Genomic DNA, 26,346 nt, shown 5'->3' with positions numbered 1-26,346 from the left:
AAATGACATCTGCTCTAAGGGCAGATGTTTTTTTTGCCCTGAATTTTTATGGGCGGCTTTTTGCTAAAGCAAAAACCAAGCTATCCGCGGCTACGGCATTTGCCTACGACCAAACACCACTAGCATTTTCAAAATCGAGCAAGAAAATATCTGAGCAACAGCAAGATGTAATTGTCCGCTAAAATAATGTTTTTAGAGGTGTTTGTTTTCGCTTCGCTCACCGCTCCTATCTTTGCCGCAAAAATCATTTAGGATTGTTGTTTAAGTTTTAAATGCAGATAGTGGAATACCGTTAAACTGCAAAATAGCAGTGCGAGTATCCAAGCAAAAGGGTTTGCAAGGCATATCCCAAAAAAGCCCAAAGTTTCGATTGCAAGCAAAGAGCCAATTCCGCGACCAATAATTTCGCAGATGCCGCTTAACAAAGCGATTATTGAATATCCCATTCCCTGAAGGGTGTTTCGCAATATCATCAAAGAACCATGAAAGATAAAAAAGCAACTTATTACAGAAAGGTATTTTACAGAATTATTGAATTCAGACGTTATTTCGTTTCCAAGCACAATAGACGTAAATAAATTTTTTAAGAGAAATATTACAATAAAACATACGACGCAATACACAAATTGAATTAAAATTCCAGATACGATTCCTTGTTTTATCCTTTTGCATTCTTTTGCACCCCAGTTTTGTCCTGTATACATTGCCTGTGCCATTCCAACGCTTTCCATGGGCAAAGTAAAAAGTTGCCTTATCTTTTCGCCAGCAGTTTGTCCTGTTATTACTGCTGTTCCCAACGTATTTATTGCACTCTGCATTATAATTGCACCAACAGAAGAAAAAGAATATTCAAGTCCCATAGGCAAAGCATTTTTAATCAATTCTTTTATGTGCTTATTCGAAATAAGTGCATTCGATTTAGAAAGTTCTATGATATTCGTCTTTTTTAAAATAAAAAATATGTTTAAGATTGTGCTGATTGCTTGGCACATAATTGTCGCAAGAGCAGCCCCTTTTACACCTAAGTTGAAGTATCCTATAAAAATGTAGTCAAGTATTATGTTAAGAAAATTTGTTGCTACCAAAAAATAAAATGGATGTTTAGAATCCCCATTTGAGCGTAAAACTGATGCGGAATAATTATAAAGAACAGAGAATGGAATTCCAGAAAAAATGATAAAAATATAATCTTTCGCCATATCAAAAATTTCTGCTGGCGTTTTAATAAGTTTTAAAAGTTCTTTTGAAAACAGCAAAGTCGAAAATGTTAAAATTATGCTTATCGCTAAACATATATAAAGAGCGTTATAAAAATATTTATTAAAATCAGTCTTATTCTTTGCTCCCATTGCGTGTGCTAAAGGAATTCCAAGTCCAATCGTAAATCCCTGAACAAAGCCTAAAATCAAAAAATTGAGTGGATACGAAACTCCAACCGCTCCCAAAGCGTCTGCACCTACAAGTCGACCAATCATTATCGTGTCGGCAAAGTTATAAAACTGCTGGAAAATAGTTCCTGCAATAAGTGGAATAGAAAATAGAATCAAATTTATTATTGGCGAGCCTTTCGTTAAATCTCTTGTCATATTTTTGCATATTATACTTTCTTTCAAATTTTTTTAATAAAAATACGTTTTTCACTTTTAAGAATATGAATAGATGCTATTATTAAGATTAAATAGTTAAATTTTTGCTGCAAAGGAGTATTTATGAATAAGATTAAAGGTGTGGTTGCAGGTTTTGCAGTTTTGGGACTGTTCACTTTGATGTCATGCAACGGGAAAAAAGTAGAAATTAAACTTGGACACAATTACAATGAACAACATCCTGTCCATATGGCTTTGAAAGATTTCTCTAATCGTGTAAAAACAAAATCTGATGGTAAAATTGAAATTCAAATCTATCCAAATGGGCAGCTCGGGGAAGAACCTGAAGAGCTTGAAAAGTTAAAAGCTGGCACTCTTGGAATGACAAATGTTTCTGCAACCGCATTGGCAACCTACAGTGAAGGTTATAATGCCTTTTCTCTTCCGTATGTTTTTGTTAATCAAGAGCACTTATATAAATGCATGGGAAGCGATGCTGTAAAAAGATTGTATACCTCTACTCATGAAAAAGGTTTTAGGGGAATTACATTTTATGATACTGGAGCAAGAAACTTCTATACAAAAAATAAACCAATCTTGGCACCTTCTGATCTTAAAGGTCAAAAAATTCGTGTAATGGGATATCAATCGCAGATGGATATGATTTGGGCTATTGGTGGTATTCCAAACACCATGCCTTTTTCAGAAGTTTATGCAGCCTTGGAGAATGGCGTAATTGATGGCGCAGAAAACAATGAAACAGTGCTTACATTAGGTGGGCGCCACGGTGAAATATGCAAACATTACAGTTTTGATGAACACACTCGTATTCCAGATATTCTTGTTATAGGTACACAAGTTTGGGATTCATTGACACCACAGCAGCAGAACATTATTCAGGAAGCAGCTGTTGAATCTACTACGTATCATAAAGGTTTTTTGAGAACGGCTATAGAGGCTGCAAAAAGCGAAGCTTCAGAAAAGATGAACGTTCAGTTTTACGAAGTTGATAAAGCACCTTTCCGCGAAGCTGTTGCCCCTGTTGTTCAAAGATATACATCAAGCATGAGCGATGTAAAATCGCTTGTTGAAGCTTTTGCTGCCTTAGAATAGTCCAAATTTAAAACTAATAAGCTAAAGATTTTAGAATTTCCGTTTGAGCATGCCTTTGGTTAATTGTATGTTTAAACGGAATTCAAAGTCGATTAGCGAAAATTTTGTTGAATTCTTTCTCATATTCAATATGTTTTAGATATTTTTGAATAATTCTTTAAAAATAATTTGTTTTTCGCTTTACAGAATAAAAATCGGTGGTATCATACGAAATGTAAACGATTACATTTTCGTTACAAAGGAGTATCTATGAATAAGATTAAATTTGGAGCTGCTAGCTTGGCAGTTTTGGGATTGTTTGCTTTTACATCGTGCAGTGGGAAAAAAGGCAAAAATATAGAAATTAAACTTGCACACAATCTCAACGAGAAGCACTCTGTTCACATCGCTTTAACGGACTTTGCAAACCGTGTAAGTGCAAAATCTGATGGTGAAATTACAATTCAAATCTACCCAAATGGACAGTTAGGTGGAGAAGCAGAAGAACTTGAGCAGTTGAAGGTTGGCGCTCTTGGTATGACAAAAGTTTCTGCTGCTGCTTTGACAACTTACAGCGAAGGTTACAATGCATTTACACTTCCGTATGTTTTTGCTAATGAAGCACACTACTACAAATGCATGGAAAGCGATGCTGTAAAAAGACTTTATACTTCAACTGATGGTATCGGATTTAGAGGGCTTACATTCTACGATTCTGGAGCAAGAAACTTCTATACAAAGAACCGCCCAATTTTAAAGCCATCTGATCTTAACGGTCTAAAAATTCGTGTAATGGGCTACCAGTCTCAAACAGATATGGTTAGAGCGATGGGAGGTACTCCTATCAGTATGTCATTTGGAGAAGTTTATACAGCTTTGCAGAGTGGTGTAATTGACGGTACAGAAAATAACGAAACCGCTCTTACAGTTGGTGGACGACACGGTGAAGTTTGTAAACATTACAGTTTTGATGAACACACTCGTATTCCAGACATCCTCGTTGTAAGCACAAAAGTGTGGAATTCATTGACACCTCAGCAGCAAAATATTATTCAGGAAGCTGCACTTGAATCTACCGAATACCATAAAGGACTTTGGAGAGCATCTGTAGAAGAAGCAAAGAAAGAAGCAGCAGAAAAGATGAATGTTCAGTTCTATGAAGTTGATAAAGCTCCTTTCCGTGCTGCCGTTGCACCTGTTGTTCAAGGCTACACTTCAAGTATGGCTGATGTAAAATCGCTTGTTGAGGCTTTTGCTGCATTAGAGTAGTTCAATTTTAAACCTAATACGCTGCTGTAAATATACTTTTATAGCAGCGATTTTTTTGGAGATTTATATGGAGAAATTTAAGCTTATCTTAAATAAAATCCTGTCAGTAATGGTTGCAGCGCTTCTGTGCGTTATGACGCTGCTCGTTTTGTGGCAGGTATTTACCCGCTATGTTGTTGGTAATCCAAGCATTTTTACAGAAGAACTTGTAATAATAATTTTGGTTTGGACTTCATTTATTGGTGCTTCTTACGCATTTGGAACAAGAGAACACATGGCTCTTGTATTTTTGCAGGAATCACTTAAAGGAAATAAACAGAAAGCACTAAATGTATTTATCGATTTATCAGTTTTTGTATTCGTCGTAATCATAATGATTGTTGGCGGTATAAAAATTACGCAGGCTGTTCAAGGAAATAAACTACCTATTATGGGCTTGCCTCGCGGAGTTATATATATTTCTATGTTTGTTTCTGGCGTTATTACTTTGCTTTATCAGGTAATAAATATTATCGAAGATTTTACAGGTAAAAAGGAGGCTTAAGATGGCACTTCAGGCATCGTTGGTTCTTTTCCTTTGTTTTTTTGCAATGCTCGTAATTGGTATTCCAATTTCTATAGGCATTGGTTTGTCGGCTTTAGTTACTGCTTGCGTAGTTGTATCTCCTGATATTGCAATTTTTACTATCGCTCAAAAGATGGTAAATGGTATTTCAAGTTTTTCACTTCTTGCTGTTCCTTTGTTTGTCCTTTCTGGAAATATAATGAATAACGGTGGAATCGCACGAAGGCTTGTTAATTTGGCAAAACTTTTGGCAGGTCGCATTCCAGGTTCTCTTGCTCACACAAATGTTCTTGGAAATATGCTTTTTGGTGCGTTGTCTGGCTCTGCTGTTGCTGCTTGTGCTGCAATTGGTGGTACAATGGCACCTCTTGAAAAAGAAGAAGGTTATGATGACTCTTTTGCTGCGGCTGTAAATATCGCTTCTTGTGCAACAGGTATGCTTATTCCTCCAAGTGGCGTATTGATTTTGTATGCTTTAACTGCTGGTGGAGTTTCAATTTCTGCTTTATTTATGGCAGGATATCTCCCTGGAATTCTTATGGGTGTTGCAGTCATGGTTGTTGCTTTCGTATATGCAAAAAAGAAGAACTACCCTGTAACTCCTAGAGTAAAATTTAGTGAAGCAGTAAAAATCGTTTTGGATTCACTTCCAAGCCTTTTGCTTATCGTAGTTGTTATCGGAGGAATCGTATTTGGTGCATTCACTGCTACAGAAGGTGCTGCAGTTTCTGTTGCTTACACACTCATTCTTTCTTTTATCTATAAAAGCATTACATTTAAGCAATTTATTCAGATAATTCTTAAGACAGCGCATACAACTGGTATTATCATGTTCTTGGTTGCTGCTTCTTCTGCAATGTCATGGGTTATGGCTTATACAGGAATTCCTGTTGCAATCAGCAATCTTATAATGTCTGTTTCAAGCAATAAGTATGTAATTATGTTAATTATGAATATTACACTTCTTATTGTTGGAACATTTATGGATTTAACACCTGCTTGTCTTATCTTCACTCCTATATTCTTCCCGATTGCAATGCAGATTGGCATGGATCCAGTTCATTTTGGTATTATGCTCGTATTCAACTTGTGTATCGGTATTATGACACCTCCAGTTGGTAGCGTATTGTTTGTAGGCTGTGGTGTAGGTGGAGTAACAATAGAAAAGGTATTAAAACCTCTTATTCCATTCTTTATTGCTTTGATTGCTGTATTGCTGATTATCACTTACATACCTGCGATTAGTCTTGTATTGCCAAAATTGATTGGGCTTATTTAATGCTTGTTTTGTGCAATTTTAGGAGATACTACCGCTAACGCGGAGTTCTATGGGAGAATAGATGATTTTAAGTCATGTTAATTATAAACTGGATGAAAACAAAGAAAATGTGCTCACTTTTAAAAGCAAAGAGATAAGTACAAAAATAAAAGTTTTTGTCTTAGAAGAAGATATTATCAGAGTATTTTTTTGTGAGGATACTTTGGTTATGGATAAAACTTGGACTGTGGCACCTGGAATGGGAGATATTCCACGCGAGGGGCGAGATAGGTTTGACCTTTCGCCTTTTTCAAAACCAAAATTTAAAACCGCTGGCGATGATAAGACTTTTACTGTAGAAACAAAACTTATCAAAATGGTGATTACACTCGACGGTTTTAAGGTGAGCTGGTTTTACAAGCATAACGGTAAAGATGTTCTTGTCCTAAAAGACAGACAGACGCAAGCGTATAACTTTAATCATTTTATGGGCAAGGGAGTTTATCATTTTACACAGCGCTCTTTAAACGAAAAGGTTTACGGGCTTGGCGAAAAATCTGGCAATATGGACAGAACGGGTAGAGAATTTAAAATGATGAGCATTGACCCTATGGGATACGATGCACAAACTTCCGATCCGCTGTACAAACATTATCCTTTTTATATCTGTCATAATGAAGAAACAAATCTTTCATACGGTTTGTTTTATGACAATTTAGCAACTTCACTCTTTGATATGGGAAAAACAATTGATAATTATCACGGTCCTTTCAGAAGCTATTATGCAGAAGATGGAGAACTTGATTATTACTTTATTGCAGGACCTCATATTAAAGATATTACGCCTAGATTTTCTTGGCTAACTGGAAAAACTCTCTTTATGCCAAAATGGAGTCTTGGATATTCAGGCTCTACAATGACGTACACAGACGCGCCAGATGCTCAGGTAAAATTGATGGATTTTATAAAAGAATGCGAAGAAAACAAAATTCCTTGCGATTCATTCCAGCTTTCTTCTGGTTATACATCTATAAACGGAAAGCGATACGTTTTTAACTGGAACTACGACAAATTTCCAGATCCAAAAGCGTTTGCAAAATCGTTTCACGATAGGGGAGTTCGTCTTTGCGCAAACATAAAACCTGCGTTGCTAGTTGATCATCCTTTGTATAAAGAAGTTGATTCAAATAAACTTTTTATAAAAGATAGCAATAACAATGTTAGCGAAATGGCGCAGTTCTGGGACGATTTGGGCTCTTATGTCGATTTTACAAATCCACAAGCGTTTGACTGGTGGAAAAAACAGGTTACGATGCAGCTTTTGGAATACGGAATCGACAGCACTTGGAACGACAACAATGAATTTGAAATTTGGGATGGAGATGCAAAAGCAGCAGGATTTGGTAAACCTGTAAGCGTTGGTTTAATTCGCCCGGTTTTAACACTGCTTATGATGAAGGCATCTTTTGAAGCTCAGAACGAATTTGAGTCTAAAAAACGCCCATATCTCATTTCTCGTTCAGGTTGCCCGGGAATGCAGCGTTATGTTCAAACCTGGTCTGGAGACAACAGAACAGACTGGAAGACGATTCGCTTTAACAACAAGATGGGGTCAAGTTTGAGCCTTTGCGGTATGTACAATATCGGGCACGACATAGGCGGTTTTGCAGGGCTCGCACCAGAACCAGAATTGTTTGTTCGCTGGGTGCAAAATGGTTCATTTACGCCTCGTTTTACAATTCATTCATGGAACGATGACAAAACCGTAAATGTGCCTTGGATGTATCCTGAATATACAGACCTCGTAAAAAAAGCAATGCTTCTAAGATGCAAGTTTATTCCACATTTCTACAATCTTTTGTATAAAGCTCATGCAGAGTATGAACCTTTCGTTCGGCCAGTTTTCTACAATTACGAAAACGATCCAAATACTTATGCAGAAAGCGATGACTTTATGGTTGGAAACGATTTGCTTGTCGCTTCGGTTGTAAATAAAGGTCAATACGAAAGAGAAGTTTATCTTCCTGTTGAAGAAAACGGCTGGGTCGACTATCACACAGGCTTGTGGTATGAAGGCGGACAGACTGTAAAAATTTCTGCTCCTATAGAATACAATCCTTTGCTCGTAAGAGGTGGAGCGATAATTGCAGTAAACGACGCAGAAATTGACTTTACAACAAAAGACACAGATAAGAGGGGCTTCCTTTTGTATCCTGCGTTAAAAGGCTCGGGAAAAACTGAATATCAGCTTTTTGAAGACGATGGAATCACCAAAGACTACGAAAGTAATTGTGCTTTTGTAAATGTTAAAATGAAATGGAGCGAAAACTCTGTTGACATTGAAGTTTCAAAACAAGGCAAATTTGCACTGCCGTACAAGACTGTTGCCCTCCATTTGCAAAATGCAGATAAGAGAACTGTAACTGTAAACGGCAAAAAAGTAACACCTAAAGATTTACAGAATATAGAACTGTAAACTTGCTTTAGATTGTTGACTCTCTCTGGATAAGATTGTATTCGGAGAGAGTCTTTTTTTTGATTTGACCTAAATTTTTTTTGTTATTGCAGATTTTTATAAAAAGTTTTGCAGCCTGTTCGCCCATAGAATACATTTTTTGATCTACTGTTGTAATTGTAGGCGTAACCAAAGCCGAAATCACAGTATTACTGAATCCTAAAATGCTGACTTGTTCAGGAATTTTTATTGAACGCTCAGATAACGCTTTTTTTGCACCAACGGCAATCTGATCAGAGGCACAGAACAAAAGAAGTGGGAATTTTGGATTTAAATTCAATAGTTTGTTTATGCCTTCTATGCCGCTGTTATAACCGTATTCGCAGTTTATAAAATGATTATCATCAATATAGAGATTATATTTTTTGCAGATATAATTTAAGGCTTGTATTTTTGCTTGTGTAGTTTTCCAGGCAGGATCCCCAAAAAAATAGATGTTTTTGTATCCTTTTTGGACGAGCAAATCCAAAGCGTTTTCTGCTGCTTCTTTTTCATCAACCATAACCGAATACAGTTTATCGCCACCTTCAATAAAACTGTTTATAAGCACAACAGGATAATTTTTGCTCAATTCAATAAGGTAAGCTTCATTTTTATCGTCAACGGGACGGCTTCCTGCCAAAATAAAACCGTCGACCTGTTTTTGTTTTAGAAGTTCAATCTGCTTTCTTTCTTGCTCAATATCATTTTGAGTTGAGCAGAGAAAGATTTTATAATCATTTTTTTGAGCAATCTGTTCAATAGATTTTACGATGTCCGTAAAAAAAGGATTTGCAATGTCGGAAATAAGAACGCCAATTATATTCATATTCATCTTTTTCATGCCTCTAGCAAGAGAATTCGGAGAATAGTTGTGTTCTTTCATTGCTTGTAATATCTTTTCTTTTGTTTTTGGACTTACTTTAGGACTATTATTTAACACTCTCGAAATTGTTGCGATTGAAACATTACATTCTTTTGCAAGATCATTTATTGTATATGCCATTTTTTTACCGAATAATTTTTTTATATTTGTATTTTTTATGTTTATATTATAGTAAGAAAAATCTACTTGGTCATTATAAATGCCAAATTTTACAAAATGTTAATGATAACAAAAATTGATTTTTGAAAAAAATAAAATAAAAAATCTGCAAGTCTTGTATAAATAGGTGTTTTTTTTTCCTACATTGTAATAAGATGTTTGAGTGAATAATAAGTTAAAATCGTTTAATCTGATGAGTCCTGCATTCAAAGCTTTTTTAGTTTTCTTTGCAATTTCATCGATATTTTTAATTTCTGTGCTGATTTTTTTAATTTTTAATTCAAATGAGAAACTTGAACTTTCAAATTTAAATCAAGATTTTTTTTCCAGTGATTATGAATTTTATTTTACACCTTCAAAAAAATGGGATGAAAAGGGAATTTTAAAAACAGGAGCACAGTACGATTGTAAATTCATAAATAAAACAAACAGAACTCTAAAAAAATGGGAATTCGTTTTAAAATTGCCAAAAAATTCGTATGTTGTAAGCGCTTGGAATGGAGTTTTTTATATGTTCAACGAAAATCTGCATATAATGCCACAAGAGCATAATGCAGAAATCCTTCCTGGTCAAAAACTAAGTTTTGGCTTCATTAGCCATTCTCAAGAACTTATAGAACGTGTTGATTTTTCAATGTCGTTTTATCGCGTATTTAAACCTTTCACTTCTTCTTTGTTTGTTTTTGCTTTTTCTTTTTGGATTTTGTTTTTAATTTTAGCCCTGTTTACATTTTATAGCACATTTAAATTTTTGCAGTTAAAACAGCTTTTAGATCAAACTTTTAATACGGTTGTAAATATTGTCGATTCTTTTGATGAATACACCTACAGCCATTCGCGAAATGTTGCTTTTTATTCTGCCGAACTTGCCAAAAGGATGAAACTCAAGCGAAAAGATGTTTTTTTTATATATTATGTTGCCCTCGTTCACGATATTGGAAAAGTTGCCATAATGCGCGATATGCTTCATAAAAAGGATTCTTTTACAGAAGAAGAAAGGCAGATAATGAAGGCGCACACTATTGCTGGTGGCGAAATTTTAAAGGATTTCATTTCAATTCCGCAGATAAAAGATGGGGCGCTGTATCATCACGAAAGGTTTGATGGGAGTGGATATCCAAGAGGTTTAGAAGGAGAAGAAATTCCACTCTTTGCACGCATAATCTGTGTCGCCGATAGTTTTGATGTTATGGCATCTAAAAGGGCGTACAAAGAAAAATTATCCGTATCAGACATAATTGAAGAGTTAAAAATTTGTTCTGGCACACAATTTGACCCAGTAATCGTCAAATATATGATAGATATGGTCAACGATGGAGTCGCGCCGCTCAAATAAAAAACAACTCAACATACACCAAATAAAAGTAACCTTGACGAGAATCGATTTTGCTAATATATTTACGCTGAATATGACTGGGGGTGCACCGGTTTCGACGATTGTGAATAATGCACTTACTGCATGTGGGAGTGAAGGTTCCCTAAACTGACAAAAAAATAACTGCAATTTTCGCAAGAAAAGAAGAAGAAGTTGTTGAAGCTTCTTCTGCAGAAGCTCTCGCTGCTTAAGTTAGCCTGAGCCGGAGTTCTAGGGGTGCTGTTCCTAACTTTTAGAATTTCCGACACAAATAGGGACTTGCTACTTTTTTTGTCAATCGAAAAAGTGGGACACTTAGATTGAATACGGAAAAGAGTCTTGTCATGCTGCTACCTTTTCCCGACAACTACCACGCATGACTAAACATGTAGATGTATTTGGATTACACTTTTGGACGGGGGTTCAACTCCCCCCATCTCCATTTTTAATTTACGACTATCCTTTTGCAATTCAGCATCTTACGATGGTTTATATTTTCTTAAACTGTATTTGAATAATTCACTTCTAAATTGAATAAAAAGTTTTTATCGTTAGTGGTGATTTAGGGAGCTTTTATGGCAGATTTAATCAAAAGTTATAAAGAATTTTTGAATAAAGGAAAAACTGAACGCGAATGTGTCGTTCAGCTTATAGATTGGGCAGAAAAAAATGGATACAAAAATATTGAACGCGTAAAAAAAATTAGTGTAGGGGACAAAGTTTATTTCCAGAAGATGAATAAGGCAATCGCTTTGTTTCAATTTGGCTCGTCTCCACTTGAAAATGGAATGAATATTCTTGGAGCGCACATAGATTCTCCTCGCCTTGATGTAAAGCAAAATCCTCTATATGAAAAAGATTTTTTGGTTTATCTGAATACCCATTATTACGGCGGAATAAAAAAATATCAGTGGGTAACGCTTCCGCTTGCAATTCACGGAGTTATTTGTACGAAAGACGGCAGGACTATCGATGTAAAAATCGGTGAAGAAGATGACGAGCCTGTTTTTGTCATTTCTGATATTTTGCCTCACCTTGCACAAAAGCAAATGAAAGAACTCGCTTCGGATTTTATTCCAGGCGAAAATCTCGATTTAATCTGTGGCTCTGAAAGTCCTTCTAAAGAAAATGAAAAAGAAAATGCTAAAAAAGCAATCTTAAAGATTTTAAAAGATAAATACGGAATCGAAGAAGATGATTTTGCTTCTAGCGAACTTGAAGTCGTTCCTGCTGGAAAGGCTAGGGATTTAGGTTTAGACAAGAGTATGGTTTTAGCTTATGGACAAGATGACAGAGCGTGTGCTTTTACTTCTGCAAGAGCAATGCTCGATTCTGTTGTAAAGAATAGAACTTTATGTTGCCTTTGTGTTGATAAAGAGGAAATAGGAAGCGTTGGGGCAACTGGTATGGCAAGTCATTTTTTTGAAAATGCAGTTGCAGAAATAATAGAACGCTCTCAAGATGTGTATTCAGATCTTTGTCTTAGAAGGTGCCTTGCAAATTCTTATATGCTTTCTAGCGATGTAAATGCTGCTTACGATCCGATGAATGCTGAACTTTTCGATAAAAACAATTCTTCGTTTTTAGGTGGCGGAATAGTTTTTAATAAATATACTGGGAGTAGGGGAAAAAGCGGAGCGAGCGATGCAAATCCTGAGTTTATAGCGAAACTTCGCAGGGTTTTGGATGAAAATAAAGTTATATATCAAATGGCAGAACTTGGAAAAGTTGATCAAGGTGGTGGCGGAACGATAGCCTATCTTGCAGCAAAATATGGAATGGAAGTTTTAGATGCAGGGGTTAGTGTTTTGAGCATGCATTCTCCTTGGGAAATTACCAATAAGTTTGATTTAGAACAGGCATATAATGCATACAAGGCTTTTTTTACGTTGTAGTCATATATATTAAAAAATAAATTAGACAAAATAAAAAAAGACGAGGCTCTGATTTTCAGATTTCTCGTCTTTTTATTTTTTTCCTATCTTCGATTTGTATAAAACTTATGCTGTTTTATCGCTTTCTATAAGAAGTGTTTTTAGTTCAGGAAGTTTGTTTGAAATAACTATATCTTTCGTTATAGTCAATTTTTTCTTTCCCTTTATGCTTGGTGCTTCGTACATCAAATCCATCAGAAGTTTTTCACAGATTGAACGCAAGCCCCTTGCCCCTGTTTTTTGTTTTATCGCTATATCCGCAATTTGTGTTAAAGCGTCATCAGTAAAATCAAGTTCCAAGTCATCAATTGCAAAGCTTGCTTTGAGTTGATTTACGATAGAATTTTTTGGCTCAACAAGTATTCTTTTCAAATCATCCTTTGTAAGTTCCTTTAGAGCAACTGTTATAGGCATACGACCTATAATTTCTGGGATAAGGCCGAATTTTACGAGATCGTCTGGTGTACATTGGTTCAAAAGCTCCATCATTTGAGTTTCGTTCATCGTACTTAGATTACTTCCAAACCCAATTGACTTGCCAGCGATTCTTTGTTCGATTATCTTGTCGATTCCGACAAACGCACCACCGAGTATAAAGAGGATGTTTGTCGTGTCAATTTCGAGCATCTCTTGGTTTGGATGCTTTCTTCCCCCCTGTGGCGGAACAGAGGCAACCGTTCCTTCTATTATCTTTAAGAGTGCCTGTTGAACACCTTCACCACTGACATCGCGCGTTATGGAAGTATTTTCGCTTTTGCGACCGATTTTATCGATTTCGTCGATGAAAACTATTCCTCTTTCTGCCGCTGGAATATTTCCGTCTGCTGCGTTTATCAGTTTTAAAAGCACATTTTCAACATCTTCGCCAACATAACCTGCTTCTGTCAAAGTTGTAGCATCCGCTATTGCAAACGGCACATTGAGTTTTTGAGCAAGCGTTTTTGCAAGCAAAGTTTTTCCACTACCTGTTGGACCAATCAGAAGGACATTTGATTTTTCAATTTTTACATCGCTATATTTTGAATTTTCTGCAAGCGATGATGCCTCCTTCTTTTGAACGGACATTCTTTTATAATGATTATAAACAGCAACGGAAAGTGCTTTTTTTGCATAATCTTGACCGATTATGTATTGGTCTAAATACTCTTTAAATTCTTTTGGCGAAGAAACATCGCTCATATTTATTGGCGAAAGTTCCTTTTTTTGTTCATCGAGTATGCTTTGGCAAACGGCTATGCATTTGTCGCAGATGAATATGTTATTTTCAGGTCCTGCTACAAGAGGTCTCGTCTCGCTGGCAGGTTTACCACAAAAAGAACAATATCGCGTATCGTTACGAAAACCTCTCATTATTACACTGTCTCCTTCTCATTTATTCTTTTAGGCATAACCTTATCTACGATTCCATATTCTTTTGCTTCTGTTGCGGTCATATAAAAATCGCGTTCAATATCCTTTGCAATCTGTTCATAAGTTTTTCCTGTTTTTTCTGCAAGAAAGTTTATAGAAAGTTTTTTTATCCTCAACAACTCTTTTGCCTGAACTGTTATATCGCTTTCCTGTCCTCTAACTCCGCCAGAAGGTTGATGAATCATAATTCTGCTTGAAGGAAGTGAATAGCGTTTTCCGATGGTTCCGCCTGCCAAAAGCAAAGCACCCATAGAGCAGGCTTGTCCTATGCAGATTGTTTGAATATCGCACCTTACGTATTGCATAGTGTCATAGATTGCTAGCCCTGCTGTAACGCTTCCACCAGGCGAATTGATATACATGCTTATATCTTTGTCAGGATTTTCGGATTCCAAAAATAAAATTTGTGCCACTATCAAGTCGGCAGTTGCATCATCGATTTCGCCGTCTACAAAAATAATTCTTTCTTTTAAAAGGCGAGAAAAAATATCGTAAACCCTTTCTCCATTTCCAGAGCGTTCGATTACATGTGGTACTAAATTGTTCATTCTTTCATTCATATTGTTAACTCCAGTATAAATATAGTAATAAACAGATGAAAAATCAAAAAAAAACGGAATGTAACGGCTTTTTAGGCTACATTCCGTCATTATCGTTTTTATTTACTTATTTCTTAAAGAGATCTGCAAAGGAAGTTTTTTCTCCTTTTGAAACCTTAACTTCTTTAAAAATTTCGTCATACAGTTTCTGCTCTTTTACATCATCGATGAAGTATTCTTTTGAGCGAGGATCCGCATAGTGTTTTTTAACTTCTTCAATAGAGATTCCATTTGTTTCTGCCAGAGTTTTATATGCTTCTTCAATTTCTTCTGGAGTTACAGATATATTCTTTGAACGCATGAGAGAGTCCACTATTATGCGGCTCTTGAGCATTTTTTCTGCATCGCCAGTCCAAGTTGTAAGCATATCTTCTTTTTTCTGCCCAGAAGCGAGTATCATTTTTTCAAGTTCTTCTGGAGTTGTCTGGAACTGCTGAGCCATCATATTCCATCTTCCTGCAAGTTCTGCATCGAGCATTGAAGCAGGAATTTCGATAGGATTTTTTTCAACAAGTTGTTCTAAGAGAGAATTAACTTTTAATTCTTTGATTTTTCTGTCTTTTGCAGTGTTCAAGTTTTTAAGAATGTCTGCTTTTAAATCTGCAAGAGTTTTATATTTTTCACTTACATCCTGTGCTAAATCATCGTCCAAAGCAGGAAGATTTCTAACTTTAATTTGTTTTATAGTTACGCTGTATTTTTTTGTTTTTCCAGCTAGCTCTTTATCTTCTTCTGTTTTTGGATATTTTTTTGTGATTTCTTTGGTTTCGTTTACTTTCATTCCGATGATTTCATCGTCAATTTTATAAACATTTTCTTTTGTTCCAATTGTAAAGGTGAATCCTGAACGCTTCGTTCCTTCAACAGCTTTTCCATCATCATCGATTTCTTCTATATCGAGAGTTACGATATTGTCTTTTTCTGCTTTTTCATCTTCTTTTTTATCAATAACGACAGCATTGCGTTCTTGAATGCCTTTTAATTCTTCTGCAACTTCTTCATCGCCAATAGTTACCTGCGCTTCTTTTACAGAAATTCCGTTAAAATCTTTTACTTCAACAGTTGGGAAAACGTCATAAGTTACTGTGAAAGTAAAATCTTTTGAAGTATCAAACGCTGGAATTTCGTCCATTTTTGGCTGAACATAAGGAAGAGGGCGAGATGAAATATCTTTTTCGTCCTGAAAAATTTCGTTAAGTACTCCGTCAATGAGATCGCTTGCGGCCTCCATCTTAATCTGTTCGCCGTATTTGCGTTCCAGTACAGCCGCTGGCACATGACCTTTGCGGAAACCAGGAATTTGAACCTGTTTTACATACTTACCAAGTGTCGTTTTGTAGCTTTCTTCTACGTCTTTTTTTGCAACCGTTACCGTCAACTTTGCTGCTGAATGCTCAAGTTTTGTGATTTCTTTTGTAAATTTCACTTTGGTGGCCCCTTAAAAAAATATAAAAAAAGCGATTCAGATGAAATCCAAATCGCCTTCTCTTAGAGCGGAAAACGGGAGTCGGACCCGCGACATCCACCTTGGCAAGGTGGCGCTCTACCACTGAGCTATTTCCGCAAAAAAAAAGCAAATTTATTTTACAATAAATTATGCGAGAGAAGGGACTTGAACCCTTACGCCGAAGCACTAGATCCTAAGTCTAGCGTGTATGCCAATTTCACCACTCTCGCAAGTGTTCTATTCGGCTCAAGACACAAGTCACAATCCGACCAAATGTATTTTTCAAACCCCATGCTTGAAAAATATGAGCGACCGGGGGTTCGAACCCCGGACCCACAGATTAAGAGTCTGTTGCTCTACCAACTGAGCTAGTCGCCCTTATAAAAACCAATTACTGCGTCTGACACGGCTTGAACGTGCAACCTACGGATTCGAAGTCCGTTGCTCTATCCAGTTGAGCTACAAACGCAAAGTAAATCAACAGTGGAAAGCATAGTTACGGTAGAAAACCTTATCTTAGGAAGTGGGTGCCTGGTGGGTTTCGAACCCACGACAGCCAGATCCACAATCTGGAACTCTACCCCTGAGCTACAGGCACCGTGTAACTGATGTGTTCCATACTATCAAAAAGTCAATTAGAGTGTCAATAATCAAAATGTTTAATTGCCTTATTTTTTTTATTGAAACAAAAGCAATTTTTATAAAGAGGTTTTTTATTCATCCGATAATGAAAGTGTAGGAGTGTAGTTTTTATGGACGAAAATGCTATGAAAGAGAATTTTGAATTGAATAAAGAACTTATAGACGTACTTAAAAAGGAATCTTCTATTTTGGATGAGATTTTACAAAAACAGGAAGAAGTTCATTCCTGTGTTTTAAAAAGGAAGTGGCTTGAACTTGAAGACTCGTTATCATGCCTTCAACAGATGAGCGAAGAATTTGTAAAACTAGAAAACGATAGGGTTGTTTTAACAGAAAAAACTGGAATTCAAAAACGCTTTGAAATATCTCCCTTTTTGTGCGATGTGCGTTCCAAGTTAAAAAAATCAAAATTAAAAAATAAAGTCTTAAACGAATACATATCAACTACAAAGCAATTTTTACAGGGAATTTTTGACGAAGTTCTACCAGAAAGAAGGAATGTAACTTATTCACGTAGCGGAAAATTCATAAAAATTGAACCTAGTAATGTCGTTGTAGATCAAGTTATCTAAAAGGGGGAAAAAATGGCAAATTCTTTTGCAGGAATAGAACTCGGAAAAAGAAGCATAATGACTCACAGCCAGCAAGTTCAAATTGCAGGTCATAATATTTCAAATGCAGACACAGAAGGTTATTCAAGGCAGAGAGTTCAGGTAAAAACTTTTGACCCTATTTATCGACCAGATTTAACAAGAGCAGAAACTCCGGGGCAGATTGGGCAGGGGACTTCAATCGAAAGCATAACTCGTTTGCGTGATGAGATGCTTGACCAAAGGATTGTCGCTCAAACTAACAAAGAATCCTATTGGGAAAGCCGTGAGCATTATTATTCGATGATTGAAAAAATCTATAACGAACCTGCAGACGTTTCTGTGCGCACTAATATGGACAAATTTTGGCAGTCATGGCAGGAACTTTCAATCTATCCAGACAGTAAAGCGGCAAGACAGGCGGTTGTGACCCGCGGAGAAAACCCTGCAGAAAAAAAAACCGAGCGGTATAAAGCTCTTTTTGGAATTGGAACTTTGATAAATGGCGACATCGAAGCAACTGTAAGGCAGATAAAAGATTATAAAAAACAGATTGCAGATATAAAAGGCGAAAATGTTTGCTCAAAAGCTATGGGCGACAATCCTAACGACCTTTTGGATAGAAGAGATTTGTTAGTAGAAAAACTTTCATCTCTTGCAAACATAACGACGGATTCCCGCGATTCTGATGAATTTATGGTTCATCTTGAAGGGCAGATTTTGGTTCAAGGTAGCGTTAATCGCAGTTTTGATTTAGTTGCAAACACAGACAATAACGGCTACGACACAGTTGTCTGGAGCGATACAAAATTAGTTGCAGACGTAAAAGGCGGAAAACTCGGTGCCCTCATAGAACTGCGAGATTCGGATATACGAAGTGAAATTCAATCTTTAAATACTATGGCAATGAACTTTACGGATTTAGTAAACGATGTTCACCGTGCAGGTATCGGATTGAACAATGTTACAAATTTGGATTTTTTTGTTCAGCATCCTTTTGTTACAGATGCAAAAGGCAATTACGACAGAAATGGCGACGGGCAAAACGATTCTTCTTATATCTTTAGATTTACAGGAACAAACTCTCTAAATCCGCAGGAAAAAGTTGGGCTTGAAGGCGTAATGACTTTGTCCGCAAGTTCCGGCAATATCACAGTTCCTTACCATGCAAACGACACTATAGAAGCGGTTATCGCTCGCATAAACGATTCTCAAGGTGAAGTAAAGGCATATTTAGACAGGGAAAATCGTTTGGTTTTAAAAGCGACTACAAGCCAAGCGATGGAAAATCCTGATTTTGTAATTCGGCACGTAGAAGATTCTGGTCTATTTTTGGCAGGTTATTCTGGTATTTTAAATGGAAGTGGACAAGAAAATGCCTTTGATTTTTCTGTAGCAGATGCTGTAGACCGCCTTCAAGGCTCTTATTCAACCGCTCCTGTTATGAATCCAAGCGACTACATAGCAGTAAATCCTGCTATAAAAAGCGATGTAAATAGCGTTGCAGCAGCATTCCCAAATGCACAAGGCAGAGCAGTAATAGGAGACGGAAGAGCAGCGGTAGAAATCGCTTCTATAAGAAATACCAGCGTTATGATAGGCGAAAGCAGAACTTTTGACGACTATTTTGCAGAGACAGTTACAAATGTCGGTCTAAAAGGCGAGCAGGCGGAAAATATGCTTTTAAGCCAAAACGCAATAATGGGAGATTTACGAAATCTTCGCGATTCAATAAGCGGAGTAAACATCGATGAAGAACTTGCCGACATAATAAAATTTCAGCATGGATACAATGCAGCCGCAAAATATGTAAGTGTAATAGATCAGATGCTGGATACTATAATAAATCGTCTTGGAGTGTAGTTAAATGAAAAGAATTTCAAGCCAGATGAACAATAATAACACTCAGTACAATCTTAGGATTCAAGAACGAAAATTGAATAAGATTGATAACCAAATTGGAACTCAGCAGAGGATTCAATCTCTGAGGGAAGACCCTGTTGCTGCCGGCCATCTCGTAAAATATCAATCCTATTTGACACGAGTAAATAACTTTCAAAAAAACTCTCTTACATTAAGCGATCAGTTTCAATATCGCGAAGGCTACATGCAAAATTCACTCGAAATTATGCAAAGAATTCGTGAACTTGCAGTAACTGGTGCAAACGGAATTTATAATGGAGACGACCTCAAAAATATTGCAGTTGAAGTTGATGAACTTTTGCAGGAGCTCGTTCAAAATGCAAACGCACTTGGTCCTGACGGAAATTCAATTTTTGCAGGAACAAACACAAACGCGCCTGCTTTTGAAGTTGATTTTGGCCATGTCGAAGGTGCGATTCAACCTCTTATTTCCGCGGTTCGCTATAACGGCACAATTTCCGAAAACAAAGTTGAAGTCGACGAAAATAAATACATAAATGTTGATAATGTAGGCTCAAAAACATTTTGGGCAGAACAGCAGCGCCTTTTTGGGGGGCGAGATCTTTCTTCATGGCAGGCAAAGGACGAAGGTGTTGTAAATATTGACGGTCAAAACATAAAGATAGAGCGTGGGGATACGATGTATTCGCTCGTAACCAAAATAAATAATTCTGGAGCAGCGGTTAAGGCTTCTATAGACCCAATAACAAACGGACTCAACCTTACAACCACAGATGCACATCAGCTTTGGCTAGAAGATGTTGAAGGAAATTCTTTATATGATTTGGGCATAATAAAGGATTCAAGCCAAAAACCTCCGTACAATACTGCCGACAATGTGAGAATTTCTGGAGGTTCGCTTTTTGATACCGTAATAAATTTGCGAAATTCACTTTTGCAGGGCGACGGGCAAGCGGTGGGAACACGAGTTTTAGCATCTATTGACCAGGGAATCGGCAATCTTACGACGAGGGTTGCAAAATCAGGAAGCGAATACGAAAGGTTGCAAAACGATGCCGTTCGAAACAGCGCCACAGCATTGAATGTTACATCTGCAATAAGCCGAGAAGGCGATCTGGATATAACGCAGGCATTGACAGATAAAAAGATGCTCGAATACACTCAACAGGCAACTTTAAGCAATGCAGGAAAGATGTATTCTTCTTCACTGTTGAATTATATGAGATAAAATGAAAATTAAAAAATATGCATCAAGGAGGACAAAACTGACATGGATGTAAAAACAAAAACTATGGGAACCGTTAGCATTGAAGAAAATCAAATCATAAATTTTCCAGAAGGACTATACGGTTTTCATGAATATCATAAATTTGCGATAATCGAAGCTGAATATCAGCCTTTTTTCTGGCTGCAATCCATAGAAGAAGCTGGGCTTGCTTTTTTGATAGTAGACCCGTTTTTAATCGTAAATGATTATGAACTTGATATTGACGACAAAACTCTTTCTGAAATAGGAATTGACTCTCCAGGCGATGTCGTGCTGTTTGCGATAATAACCGTTCCGTCGGATGGAGGACCTGTTACAGCAAATCTACAGGGACCTCTGGTAATAAATAGAAAAAATAATGTTGCTTTGCAGGTTGTGCTCTCGGATTCAAAATGGACTACAAAGCATAATATCATCAAAACTTTAAAAAATAAGGAAACAAAGTAATGCTGATATTATCAAGAAAAGTCGATGAAAAAATAAAAATTGGCGAAGACATAACGATAACTTTGATAGAAGTTCGTGGCGATCAGGTAAAAATAGGCGTGGAAGCACCTAAAAATGTAAAAGTTTTTAGACAGGAAGTTTTTGAAGCGATAAAAACAGAAAACAAAGAAGCCGCTTCAATGGGAACTCAAACCTTGGAAGCATTGTCACATTTTCTTGATTCAAATTAGATTATTGTTTTCAAGAGAAAGTTCTGCTTCGCTTTTTCTAAGATATTCAGGTCCTTCAAAATCTTTGAGGGGCTCTTTTTTTTCTTCAATCATTTTTTCTGCAATTTTAAAAAGTGTAAGACAAGTATTTATCTGGCAGTCAAAATAAATTACGTCCAAATTTGAATCCATCGCTTTTAAAAGTGAACAAAGAACGGAAGAATCAAAGCCAACGCACAAAATCTGCTTTTTTGTGTTCAAATTTGAATATAAGTTTTTTAAATCTATATCTTGCCCTTCCATTATGCTTTTTCCGTTTTCAAAAATCTCGGCAAAAAACTGATCTTTTTTTGCACCTACGCAGGAAATTACAAGTCCGTCAAAATTTTCAAATGGTTTTGCATAGCACTCTAGGGTCGAAACCGCATAAATAGGCTTGTTAAATGCAAGTTCTATCGATTTTAATGCAGAAAAAGCAAGCCTTAAACCTGTAAAAGTTCCAGGTCCTTTGCAAAGCGTAAGATAATCAAGGTCGCAGGCGTTTAATTCCAGTTTCTTAAGCACAAAATCTATCGCTGGTAAAATCTCCTGCGATTGCTTTTGCCCAATGTCTAAAGTTAAGGTTGCTGTGTTGTCATTATTTTTTGCACAAATTGTCATACAATTTGAAGCGCAATCAATCGCTAAACTTTTCATAATTTTGCCTTCGTTTACAAATCGGCATACGGCCAATTTTCTATAGTTATCGCTCTCTTTGATGAAGTGGAATCTTGAGCAGGTTCAATTTTGATTGTTATAGTCTTTGCAGGAAGTTCATCCATTATTTTTTCCGACCATTCGATTATGCAAACTCCGTTTCCATAGAGCAGGTCATCGACTCCTAAGTTTATAAAATCTTCTGTTCCTTCAAGTCGATACACATCCATGTGATAAAGCGGCATCTTTCCTTCGTATTCGCTTATAAGGCAGAAAGTTGGACTTGTTATCGTATCTTCTATGTTTAGGGCGAGCGCAATCCCTTTTGTTATTGTTGTTTTTCCTACTCCTAATGTTCCTTGCAAAGCGATGATGTCACCTTTTATTAAATAACTTCCTATCTTTTTTCCAAGTTCAATCGTCTGCTGTGCGGATTGAGTGTATATCGTCATAGAGGTAATTTTCCTTCGTTATCCATAAGAATAATCTTTTCTCTGAGCGCTTTTGTTACAGGAATGACTGGATAATCAAAAGTTGTTCCCAATGGATAAGTTATATGCACAAACTTTTGCCCAAATGGGTTAATCTCAATCGTAAAAGAGATTGCAATATCTTCTTGTTTTGAAAGAAATTCTATGCTTGCTACTGCTGTGTAATTTCTTCGATAGTAGAGAACAGTGTCTTCACAAACTATAGAATTGATTCCTAGAACGTTCATCGATATAAAATATCCTAATAAATTTTTACCGTCAATATAAGATGCAGTTTACCGCTCGATGTACTTGTAGGCGACTGCACTTATCTTATTCACAGTTGCGAGATTTATCCTCTCGTATTTTATGTGAAGGATGTATTCATCATTTTTATTTTTGGTCGTCCTTAATATGTAACCAATCGCTTCAGAAACTTCCTTCCCATCTAACGGCCCTTTTATGTGTATATGCTGCTCATTTTTTATCGGCAATTTAGTTATTATTCTACAGCCTCCTGCCGAAGAATCCGCTAAAACGCCGTCGTGCATTTTATCCGAAATTGTAAATTCTGTTTTGTCGTCTATCTTTTCCATTTTTGCAAAAGAAAAAATACAAATTGAGTAAACATCTATTCTCGGATAAATTCTTTTTTTTCTTATTTCGATTCTATCTGTTTGTGCACACACTATGAGGGGAACATCATTTTTTCCACGTTGATAGCGAACAACTCTCGCTTCCATTTCGTATGGAGTTGAATCTTTATACACAAAAATCAGTTTTATTTTTGAAAGAATTTCAGGCTTGTCTTCTTCTTTCATAATTTTTGGAAGCCGCATATGCAGTTCTTCCTGATTTGAATCAATCAAAGTGAACTTATAGTGAATACCTTTTGACGGTGTAAAGGTCAAAATTGAATCTATCGGTATAAGCCTTGAGTTTTTTATCAAAGCTGAATTTTCAAATGTCTTTTGGAAATTTGCTTTTAGATTGAAGAGAATCTTTTTAGCTTCTTCATTTTTTTCGCTTTCAAAGTGTTTAAACTGTTCCTTAAAATAGGGCTCTAGGTCTTCAATATTTTTTAAGAGAAATTTTATATTTGGCAGAGGATGTAGTTTAAAAATTTTTATTAAAAGTTCGCGTTCATTTTTAGAAAGATGCGCTTTTTTTGAAATTTCATTTAAATCTTTGTGCGAAGTTGGTTTGTTTTTATTTTTTTCAGCATATTCTTCGGAAGATTTATATTTGTCAACCTTTTTTGAAATAAAGTACAATGCGACAAATAGCGCTAGAATCGCAAGTCCAATAAAACCCGCTAAAAAAATATTGAGCGCTAATCTTGCTGCAAGAGGTGAACCTGAACCCATCTATTCCTCCAGTGCAAGAGAGATTTTGTCTAATCTTGGGCTTATCTCGTATTCTGCAAGATCTCCAAGCATTACAGTGTCTTTTGAAGTGAGAGCTGCTTCAAAATCTTTTAATACTGGAGAAAATTCCGCAAAAAATTGTGAAAAAGTTTTATCTTCAATTTTTATAGAACCAAATCTTTTCGGAAAGAGAGTGGCAAGGCTTGCTGTGTGGCAAACCCTATCTATAAAATCCGCAAGAGAGGTTATTATTACAGAAACTTCTTTATCTTTTCCGCTTTGCAATTTTACAGAAATAGATTTTAATTCTTCAGATATTTTTTTTGCTTCGTCTTTTAACTCATTAAATGACTGCTCTATGGCAGTTTGACTTATGACTTCAAGTTCAATCTTTGTATCTTCTTTTAATTCTTCTTTGCAGGATTCTTCAAAATCATTTGCATATACGTTTTTTCCGTTCAAAACGATAGAAACCGTTGTCGCATTTGTTTTTTCGCATTCTGTTTCAAAACTTTTTAAAACATCTCCGACAGTTTTTTCATTTTCGAGCTGTATGTCTAATTTTTGTCCATTTACAAATAATTCCATTTTTTTATCCTTGTAATTGTAGTTATATTTTACTGCTGTCTTCCATTATTTGCAAAATTAGAAATTGTGCTTGACTGGGAGTTTAAGCTGTTTAAAGTTCCTTCCATTTGACCATATTTTGTGCGCAGTTGTGCTTCTTTTGTTTCCAGCTGTCGCTCCAAACTTGCAATTTTTGTTTCGGACGATTTTATCCTTCCGTTTAAGGTTGCCGTTTTATTAGAGATGATTCCGCCACTTTGAACCCAGGCGGTAAGTTGTTTGTCGAGCGCAAAGCCAATTCCAGAATCGACGATTAAATCCCCATCAGAGTCGTAGCCAAAAAGATTTTTTATCGAATCCAAATCTTTTTCCAAAGATTCATCGAGTTTTTTTTCGTTTATTTCAAGATAGCCTCTAAGCTGACTTGCAGTGTAACCTCCAGAAGTTCCTGTCGCTCTTGTAGAAATTCCAAGCTGATTTAACATTGTTATGTCTGCGTTTTCCGACCATTTATAACTTGCAGAAATAATCGACTGTAAAGCAGATTTTCCTGAGCGCAATGAGCTGTCGCCTAAAAATATTCCGAGTTTTTTTTGAGCATCCTCTTTTTCGCTTGAAGAAAGATAATCCAGTTCAGAAATTATTTCTGGTTTGTTTTCACTTAATATATTCATCTCTGCAATAACTTGATTATATGTTCCTACAAAAGAAATAAGTGCGTCTTTTGCAGATTCTTTGTCTGGTTTTATGTCGATTGTCGCAGTTTTTTCTGTTGGATTAAAGATGTTAAGCGTTACATGAGGAATTACATCGTCTATGTTATTTGTAGGTCTGTTTATCGTTATTCCTTCGTATTTTATTACGGCATCGCCTGCTTTGGAAACTGGATTTACAGGCTCAAATCCCAAATCTTTTTTTGCGTCGTAAACTGTAAAGGTTGAAAGCGCAATCGCTTCTCCAGTATTTCTGTTCCTTACAACGATGCTTTTTAAATCTGGATAATCTTTTAAATCGAGCATCACGGTCTTTTCACCAGTTTTGCTATCCGTAGAAAGGCTTTCGGTTTTGATTTTTGTTTCTTTCCCTTCGCCATTTTTTACATAAAAATCTGCTTCGTTTTTTATTGGCTCTAACGGTTTCGGTGGCACAGGAGGAAGGGAAGCTTCGCTCTTGTCGTTTAAAATCGTAACATCTTCATAAGTTACCTTGCCTGCTTCTTGGAGCTCAGGCCTGGTAGAACGAATGATGTTTAATTCTTCTGTAATATCTTCAAGTTCAAAAGTTGAATATGAAAATTCGATTCTGTTGTTGGCATTTTCAAAAATTTCTTCTGGAATATTTATTTCAAGTCCCGCCCTAGGTGGCAAGATAAAACGATTTTCTTCAGAATCCCATTCCACATCTTTTAGAGAAAACTCAGGCATTCCTTCCTGCTCAACTTCTGGAATAGGAAATTCGACTTCTGGAGATGAATATTCTCCTATTTCTAAACCGAAAGTTTTTTTATCAGAAAGCATTTTTGCAATTATGCCGTGTTTTACAGCAAAAGATAGGGCATCATCTTTAAAAATGAGGTTATTTTTATCGCCAGTTTTTACAGATTCTATCAAAAGAGATTTGTCTTCTCCTGAAACTCCTACTAGGCTCGCTTTTATTGTTGAAGAGCCTCTTTTGTTTAGAGAATTTACAAAATCAGTTAGCTTTCCACCTCGCCAGTTAAAAGAAACAGTTTTTTCATCTACTTGAAAAGTGTATTTACCTTGAGGAACAGTAAAATCTTTTTCTAGATTTTCAGAAAGGAACCTGTCAGAAGTTGCAGGCTTTATAACATCGATTTTTATTGAACCGTATTCAGCTTGTCTTCCAGGCGTGGCAGTAACAGCATTTTCGTCTGTGGAAGAGGCTAATTTATTGTTAAAAGGATTATCAAATGAATACAGCGTTTTGGTGTTAGTGCGCAAGGAAGACATCTTTTGATTCATTTCATTCCAAGCACTTTGCTGTTCTTTGTACCTGTCAAGCGACTCCTGTTCTCGTGTAAGTGGAAGTCGCTCCTTTTTCATCAGTGCTTGTATGTAATCGTTTGTCTTGTATTTGTCACTGACTCCAGGTATTGATATATCAGGCATAATTTAGTTCCATGTTAATCAAGTA

The 26,346-nt window shown here is 36.3% G+C and carries 24 protein-coding genes, 5 tRNA genes and 1 other RNA gene; 14 read left to right on the top strand and 16 right to left on the bottom strand.

The genetic code is table 11. The annotated features are described in order from the left end of the window. Positions 1 to 2: 2 nt before the first annotated feature. A complete protein-coding gene (locus tag FXX65_RS02110; RefSeq protein ID WP_147612295.1) occupies positions 3 to 182 on the top strand; it encodes a hypothetical protein in 180 nt (59 codons plus the stop codon). A gap of 66 nt (positions 183 to 248) precedes the next feature. Here the strand turns inward: FXX65_RS02110 and FXX65_RS02105 are convergent, their stop codons facing one another. Further along, positions 249 to 1,586 (bottom strand): MATE family efflux transporter, encoded by a 1,338-nt coding sequence (locus FXX65_RS02105; RefSeq protein ID WP_147614873.1) that lies wholly within the window; start codon positions 1,584 to 1,586, stop codon positions 249 to 251. Between the two features lie 123 nt (positions 1,587 to 1,709). Between FXX65_RS02105 and FXX65_RS02100 the strand changes: the two genes are divergently transcribed. The 5 genes from FXX65_RS02100 to FXX65_RS02080 all read left to right on the top strand — a co-directional run bounded on the left by FXX65_RS02100 (position 1,710) and on the right by FXX65_RS02080 (position 8,246). Continuing rightward, positions 1,710 to 2,699, top strand: a complete 990-nt coding sequence (locus tag FXX65_RS02100) for a TRAP transporter substrate-binding protein (RefSeq protein ID WP_222704210.1) — start codon at positions 1,710 to 1,712, stop codon at positions 2,697 to 2,699. A 249-nt stretch (positions 2,700 to 2,948) separates the two neighbouring features. Continuing rightward, a complete protein-coding gene (locus FXX65_RS02095) occupies positions 2,949 to 3,947 on the top strand; it encodes a TRAP transporter substrate-binding protein (RefSeq protein ID WP_147614872.1) in 999 nt (332 codons plus the stop codon). 67 nt (positions 3,948 to 4,014) lie between these two features. Next, positions 4,015 to 4,491 carry a TRAP transporter small permease gene (locus FXX65_RS02090; protein WP_147614871.1) on the top strand — a complete coding sequence of 159 codons (477 nt, stop codon included), beginning with the start codon at positions 4,015 to 4,017 and terminating at the stop codon, positions 4,489 to 4,491. 1 nt (position 4,492) lies between these two features. Continuing rightward, positions 4,493 to 5,791 carry a TRAP transporter large permease gene (locus FXX65_RS02085; protein ID WP_147614870.1) on the top strand — a complete coding sequence of 433 codons (1,299 nt, stop codon included), beginning with the start codon at positions 4,493 to 4,495 and terminating at the stop codon, positions 5,789 to 5,791. 61 nt (positions 5,792 to 5,852) lie between these two features. Beyond that, the gene (locus tag FXX65_RS02080) at positions 5,853 to 8,246 is read left to right on the top strand and encodes a glycoside hydrolase family 31 protein (RefSeq protein WP_147614869.1); all 2,394 of its coding nucleotides are present in this window, start codon (positions 5,853 to 5,855) and stop codon (positions 8,244 to 8,246) included. A 7-nt stretch (positions 8,247 to 8,253) separates the two neighbouring features. Here FXX65_RS02080 and FXX65_RS02075 read toward each other — a convergent pair whose 3' ends face one another. Continuing rightward, entirely contained in the window at positions 8,254 to 9,270 is a 1,017-nt protein-coding gene (locus FXX65_RS02075) for a LacI family DNA-binding transcriptional regulator (RefSeq protein WP_147614868.1), read from the bottom strand. A gap of 202 nt (positions 9,271 to 9,472) precedes the next feature. Here FXX65_RS02075 and FXX65_RS02070 point away from each other — a divergent pair, with 202 nt between their 5' ends. The 3 genes from FXX65_RS02070 to FXX65_RS02060 all read left to right on the top strand — a co-directional run bounded on the left by FXX65_RS02070 (position 9,473) and on the right by FXX65_RS02060 (position 12,558). Beyond that, on the top strand, positions 9,473 to 10,645 hold the full coding sequence (locus FXX65_RS02070; RefSeq protein ID WP_147614867.1) for an HD domain-containing phosphohydrolase: 1,173 nt from the start codon (positions 9,473 to 9,475) through the stop codon (positions 10,643 to 10,645). 79 nt (positions 10,646 to 10,724) lie between these two features. Continuing rightward, positions 10,725 to 11,108, top strand: a transfer-messenger RNA (tmRNA) gene (ssrA, locus tag FXX65_RS02065). A 130-nt stretch (positions 11,109 to 11,238) separates the two neighbouring features. Beyond that, positions 11,239 to 12,558 (top strand): aminopeptidase, encoded by a 1,320-nt coding sequence (locus FXX65_RS02060; protein WP_147614866.1) that lies wholly within the window; start codon positions 11,239 to 11,241, stop codon positions 12,556 to 12,558. A gap of 105 nt (positions 12,559 to 12,663) precedes the next feature. On the opposite strand, the gene clpX is transcribed toward FXX65_RS02060, so the two are convergent. The 8 genes from clpX to FXX65_RS02020 form a co-directional block, all read right to left on the bottom strand. Continuing rightward, complete coding sequence (clpX, locus tag FXX65_RS02055; RefSeq protein ID WP_390621065.1) at positions 12,664 to 13,950, bottom strand: ATP-dependent Clp protease ATP-binding subunit ClpX; 1,287 nt, start codon at positions 13,948 to 13,950, stop codon at positions 12,664 to 12,666. Further along, positions 13,950 to 14,567, bottom strand: a complete 618-nt coding sequence (gene clpP / locus FXX65_RS02050; RefSeq protein WP_147612347.1) for an ATP-dependent Clp endopeptidase proteolytic subunit ClpP — start codon at positions 14,565 to 14,567, stop codon at positions 13,950 to 13,952. Before clpP ends, clpX begins: the two co-directional genes overlap by 1 nt. A gap of 106 nt (positions 14,568 to 14,673) precedes the next feature. Beyond that, positions 14,674 to 16,032: a trigger factor gene (gene tig / locus FXX65_RS02045; RefSeq protein WP_147614865.1), complete on the bottom strand. Its 1,359-nt coding sequence runs from the start codon at positions 16,030 to 16,032 to the stop codon at positions 14,674 to 14,676. 66 nt (positions 16,033 to 16,098) lie between these two features. Next, positions 16,099 to 16,170 (bottom strand) — tRNA-Gly (locus FXX65_RS02040). Positions 16,171 to 16,203: 33 nt separating this feature from the next. Beyond that, positions 16,204 to 16,283, bottom strand: a tRNA-Leu gene (locus FXX65_RS02035). Positions 16,284 to 16,358: 75 nt separating this feature from the next. Beyond that, positions 16,359 to 16,431: transfer RNA gene (locus FXX65_RS02030), tRNA-Lys, on the bottom strand. A 17-nt stretch (positions 16,432 to 16,448) separates the two neighbouring features. Continuing rightward, positions 16,449 to 16,522 (bottom strand) — tRNA-Arg (locus tag FXX65_RS02025). Positions 16,523 to 16,579: 57 nt separating this feature from the next. Beyond that, positions 16,580 to 16,651, bottom strand: a tRNA-His gene (locus FXX65_RS02020). A 154-nt stretch (positions 16,652 to 16,805) separates the two neighbouring features. Here FXX65_RS02020 and FXX65_RS02015 point away from each other — a divergent pair. From FXX65_RS02015 to csrA, 5 genes are read left to right on the top strand one after another with little or no spacing between them, the layout of a single operon-like run. Beyond that, positions 16,806 to 17,267: a hypothetical protein gene (locus tag FXX65_RS02015; RefSeq protein ID WP_147612349.1), complete on the top strand. Its 462-nt coding sequence runs from the start codon at positions 16,806 to 16,808 to the stop codon at positions 17,265 to 17,267. A gap of 12 nt (positions 17,268 to 17,279) precedes the next feature. Further along, complete coding sequence (gene flgK / locus FXX65_RS02010; RefSeq protein WP_147614864.1) at positions 17,280 to 19,148, top strand: flagellar hook-associated protein FlgK; 1,869 nt, start codon at positions 17,280 to 17,282, stop codon at positions 19,146 to 19,148. 4 nt (positions 19,149 to 19,152) lie between these two features. Beyond that, on the top strand, positions 19,153 to 20,397 hold the full coding sequence (locus FXX65_RS02005; protein ID WP_147614863.1) for a flagellar hook-associated protein 3: 1,245 nt from the start codon (positions 19,153 to 19,155) through the stop codon (positions 20,395 to 20,397). A 42-nt stretch (positions 20,398 to 20,439) separates the two neighbouring features. Continuing rightward, positions 20,440 to 20,883 (top strand): flagellar assembly protein FliW, encoded by a 444-nt coding sequence (gene fliW, locus FXX65_RS02000; RefSeq protein WP_147612352.1) that lies wholly within the window; start codon positions 20,440 to 20,442, stop codon positions 20,881 to 20,883. Further along, positions 20,883 to 21,113, top strand: a complete 231-nt coding sequence (gene csrA, locus FXX65_RS01995) for a carbon storage regulator CsrA (protein WP_147614862.1) — start codon at positions 20,883 to 20,885, stop codon at positions 21,111 to 21,113. Before fliW ends, csrA begins: the two co-directional genes overlap by 1 nt. On the opposite strand, the gene tsaB is transcribed toward csrA, so the two are convergent. Genes tsaB through fliD form a run of 6 tightly spaced genes read right to left on the bottom strand, consistent with a single transcriptional unit; the run spans position 21,105 to position 26,321 of the window. Further along, positions 21,105 to 21,788 (bottom strand): tRNA (adenosine(37)-N6)-threonylcarbamoyltransferase complex dimerization subunit type 1 TsaB, encoded by a 684-nt coding sequence (gene tsaB, locus FXX65_RS01990; protein ID WP_147614861.1) that lies wholly within the window; start codon positions 21,786 to 21,788, stop codon positions 21,105 to 21,107. The two genes, csrA and tsaB, sit on opposite strands and share 9 nt — an antisense overlap. A 14-nt stretch (positions 21,789 to 21,802) precedes the next feature. Continuing rightward, the gene (gene tsaE, locus FXX65_RS01985; protein ID WP_147614860.1) at positions 21,803 to 22,240 is read right to left on the bottom strand and encodes a tRNA (adenosine(37)-N6)-threonylcarbamoyltransferase complex ATPase subunit type 1 TsaE; all 438 of its coding nucleotides are present in this window, start codon (positions 22,238 to 22,240) and stop codon (positions 21,803 to 21,805) included. Next, positions 22,237 to 22,506: a hypothetical protein gene (locus FXX65_RS01980; RefSeq protein WP_147612356.1), complete on the bottom strand. Its 270-nt coding sequence runs from the start codon at positions 22,504 to 22,506 to the stop codon at positions 22,237 to 22,239. Before FXX65_RS01980 ends, tsaE begins: the two co-directional genes overlap by 4 nt. Positions 22,507 to 22,554: 48 nt before the next feature. Beyond that, positions 22,555 to 23,625: a PilZ domain-containing protein gene (locus FXX65_RS01975; RefSeq protein ID WP_147614859.1), complete on the bottom strand. Its 1,071-nt coding sequence runs from the start codon at positions 23,623 to 23,625 to the stop codon at positions 22,555 to 22,557. Further along, entirely contained in the window at positions 23,626 to 24,213 is a 588-nt protein-coding gene (locus tag FXX65_RS01970) for a hypothetical protein (protein WP_147614858.1), read from the bottom strand. Between the two features lie 29 nt (positions 24,214 to 24,242). Continuing rightward, complete coding sequence (fliD, locus tag FXX65_RS01965) at positions 24,243 to 26,321, bottom strand: flagellar filament capping protein FliD (RefSeq protein WP_147614857.1); 2,079 nt, start codon at positions 26,319 to 26,321, stop codon at positions 24,243 to 24,245. Positions 26,322 to 26,346: the final 25 nt, after the last annotated feature.

Origin of the sequence: Treponema pectinovorum, assembly GCF_900497595.1 — a bacterium.
GTDB lineage: Bacteria > Spirochaetota > Spirochaetia > Treponematales > Treponemataceae > Treponema_D > Treponema_D pectinovorum.
Note: the sequence above shows the minus strand (reverse complement) of the source record. Positions and strands in the feature narration are given on the sequence as shown.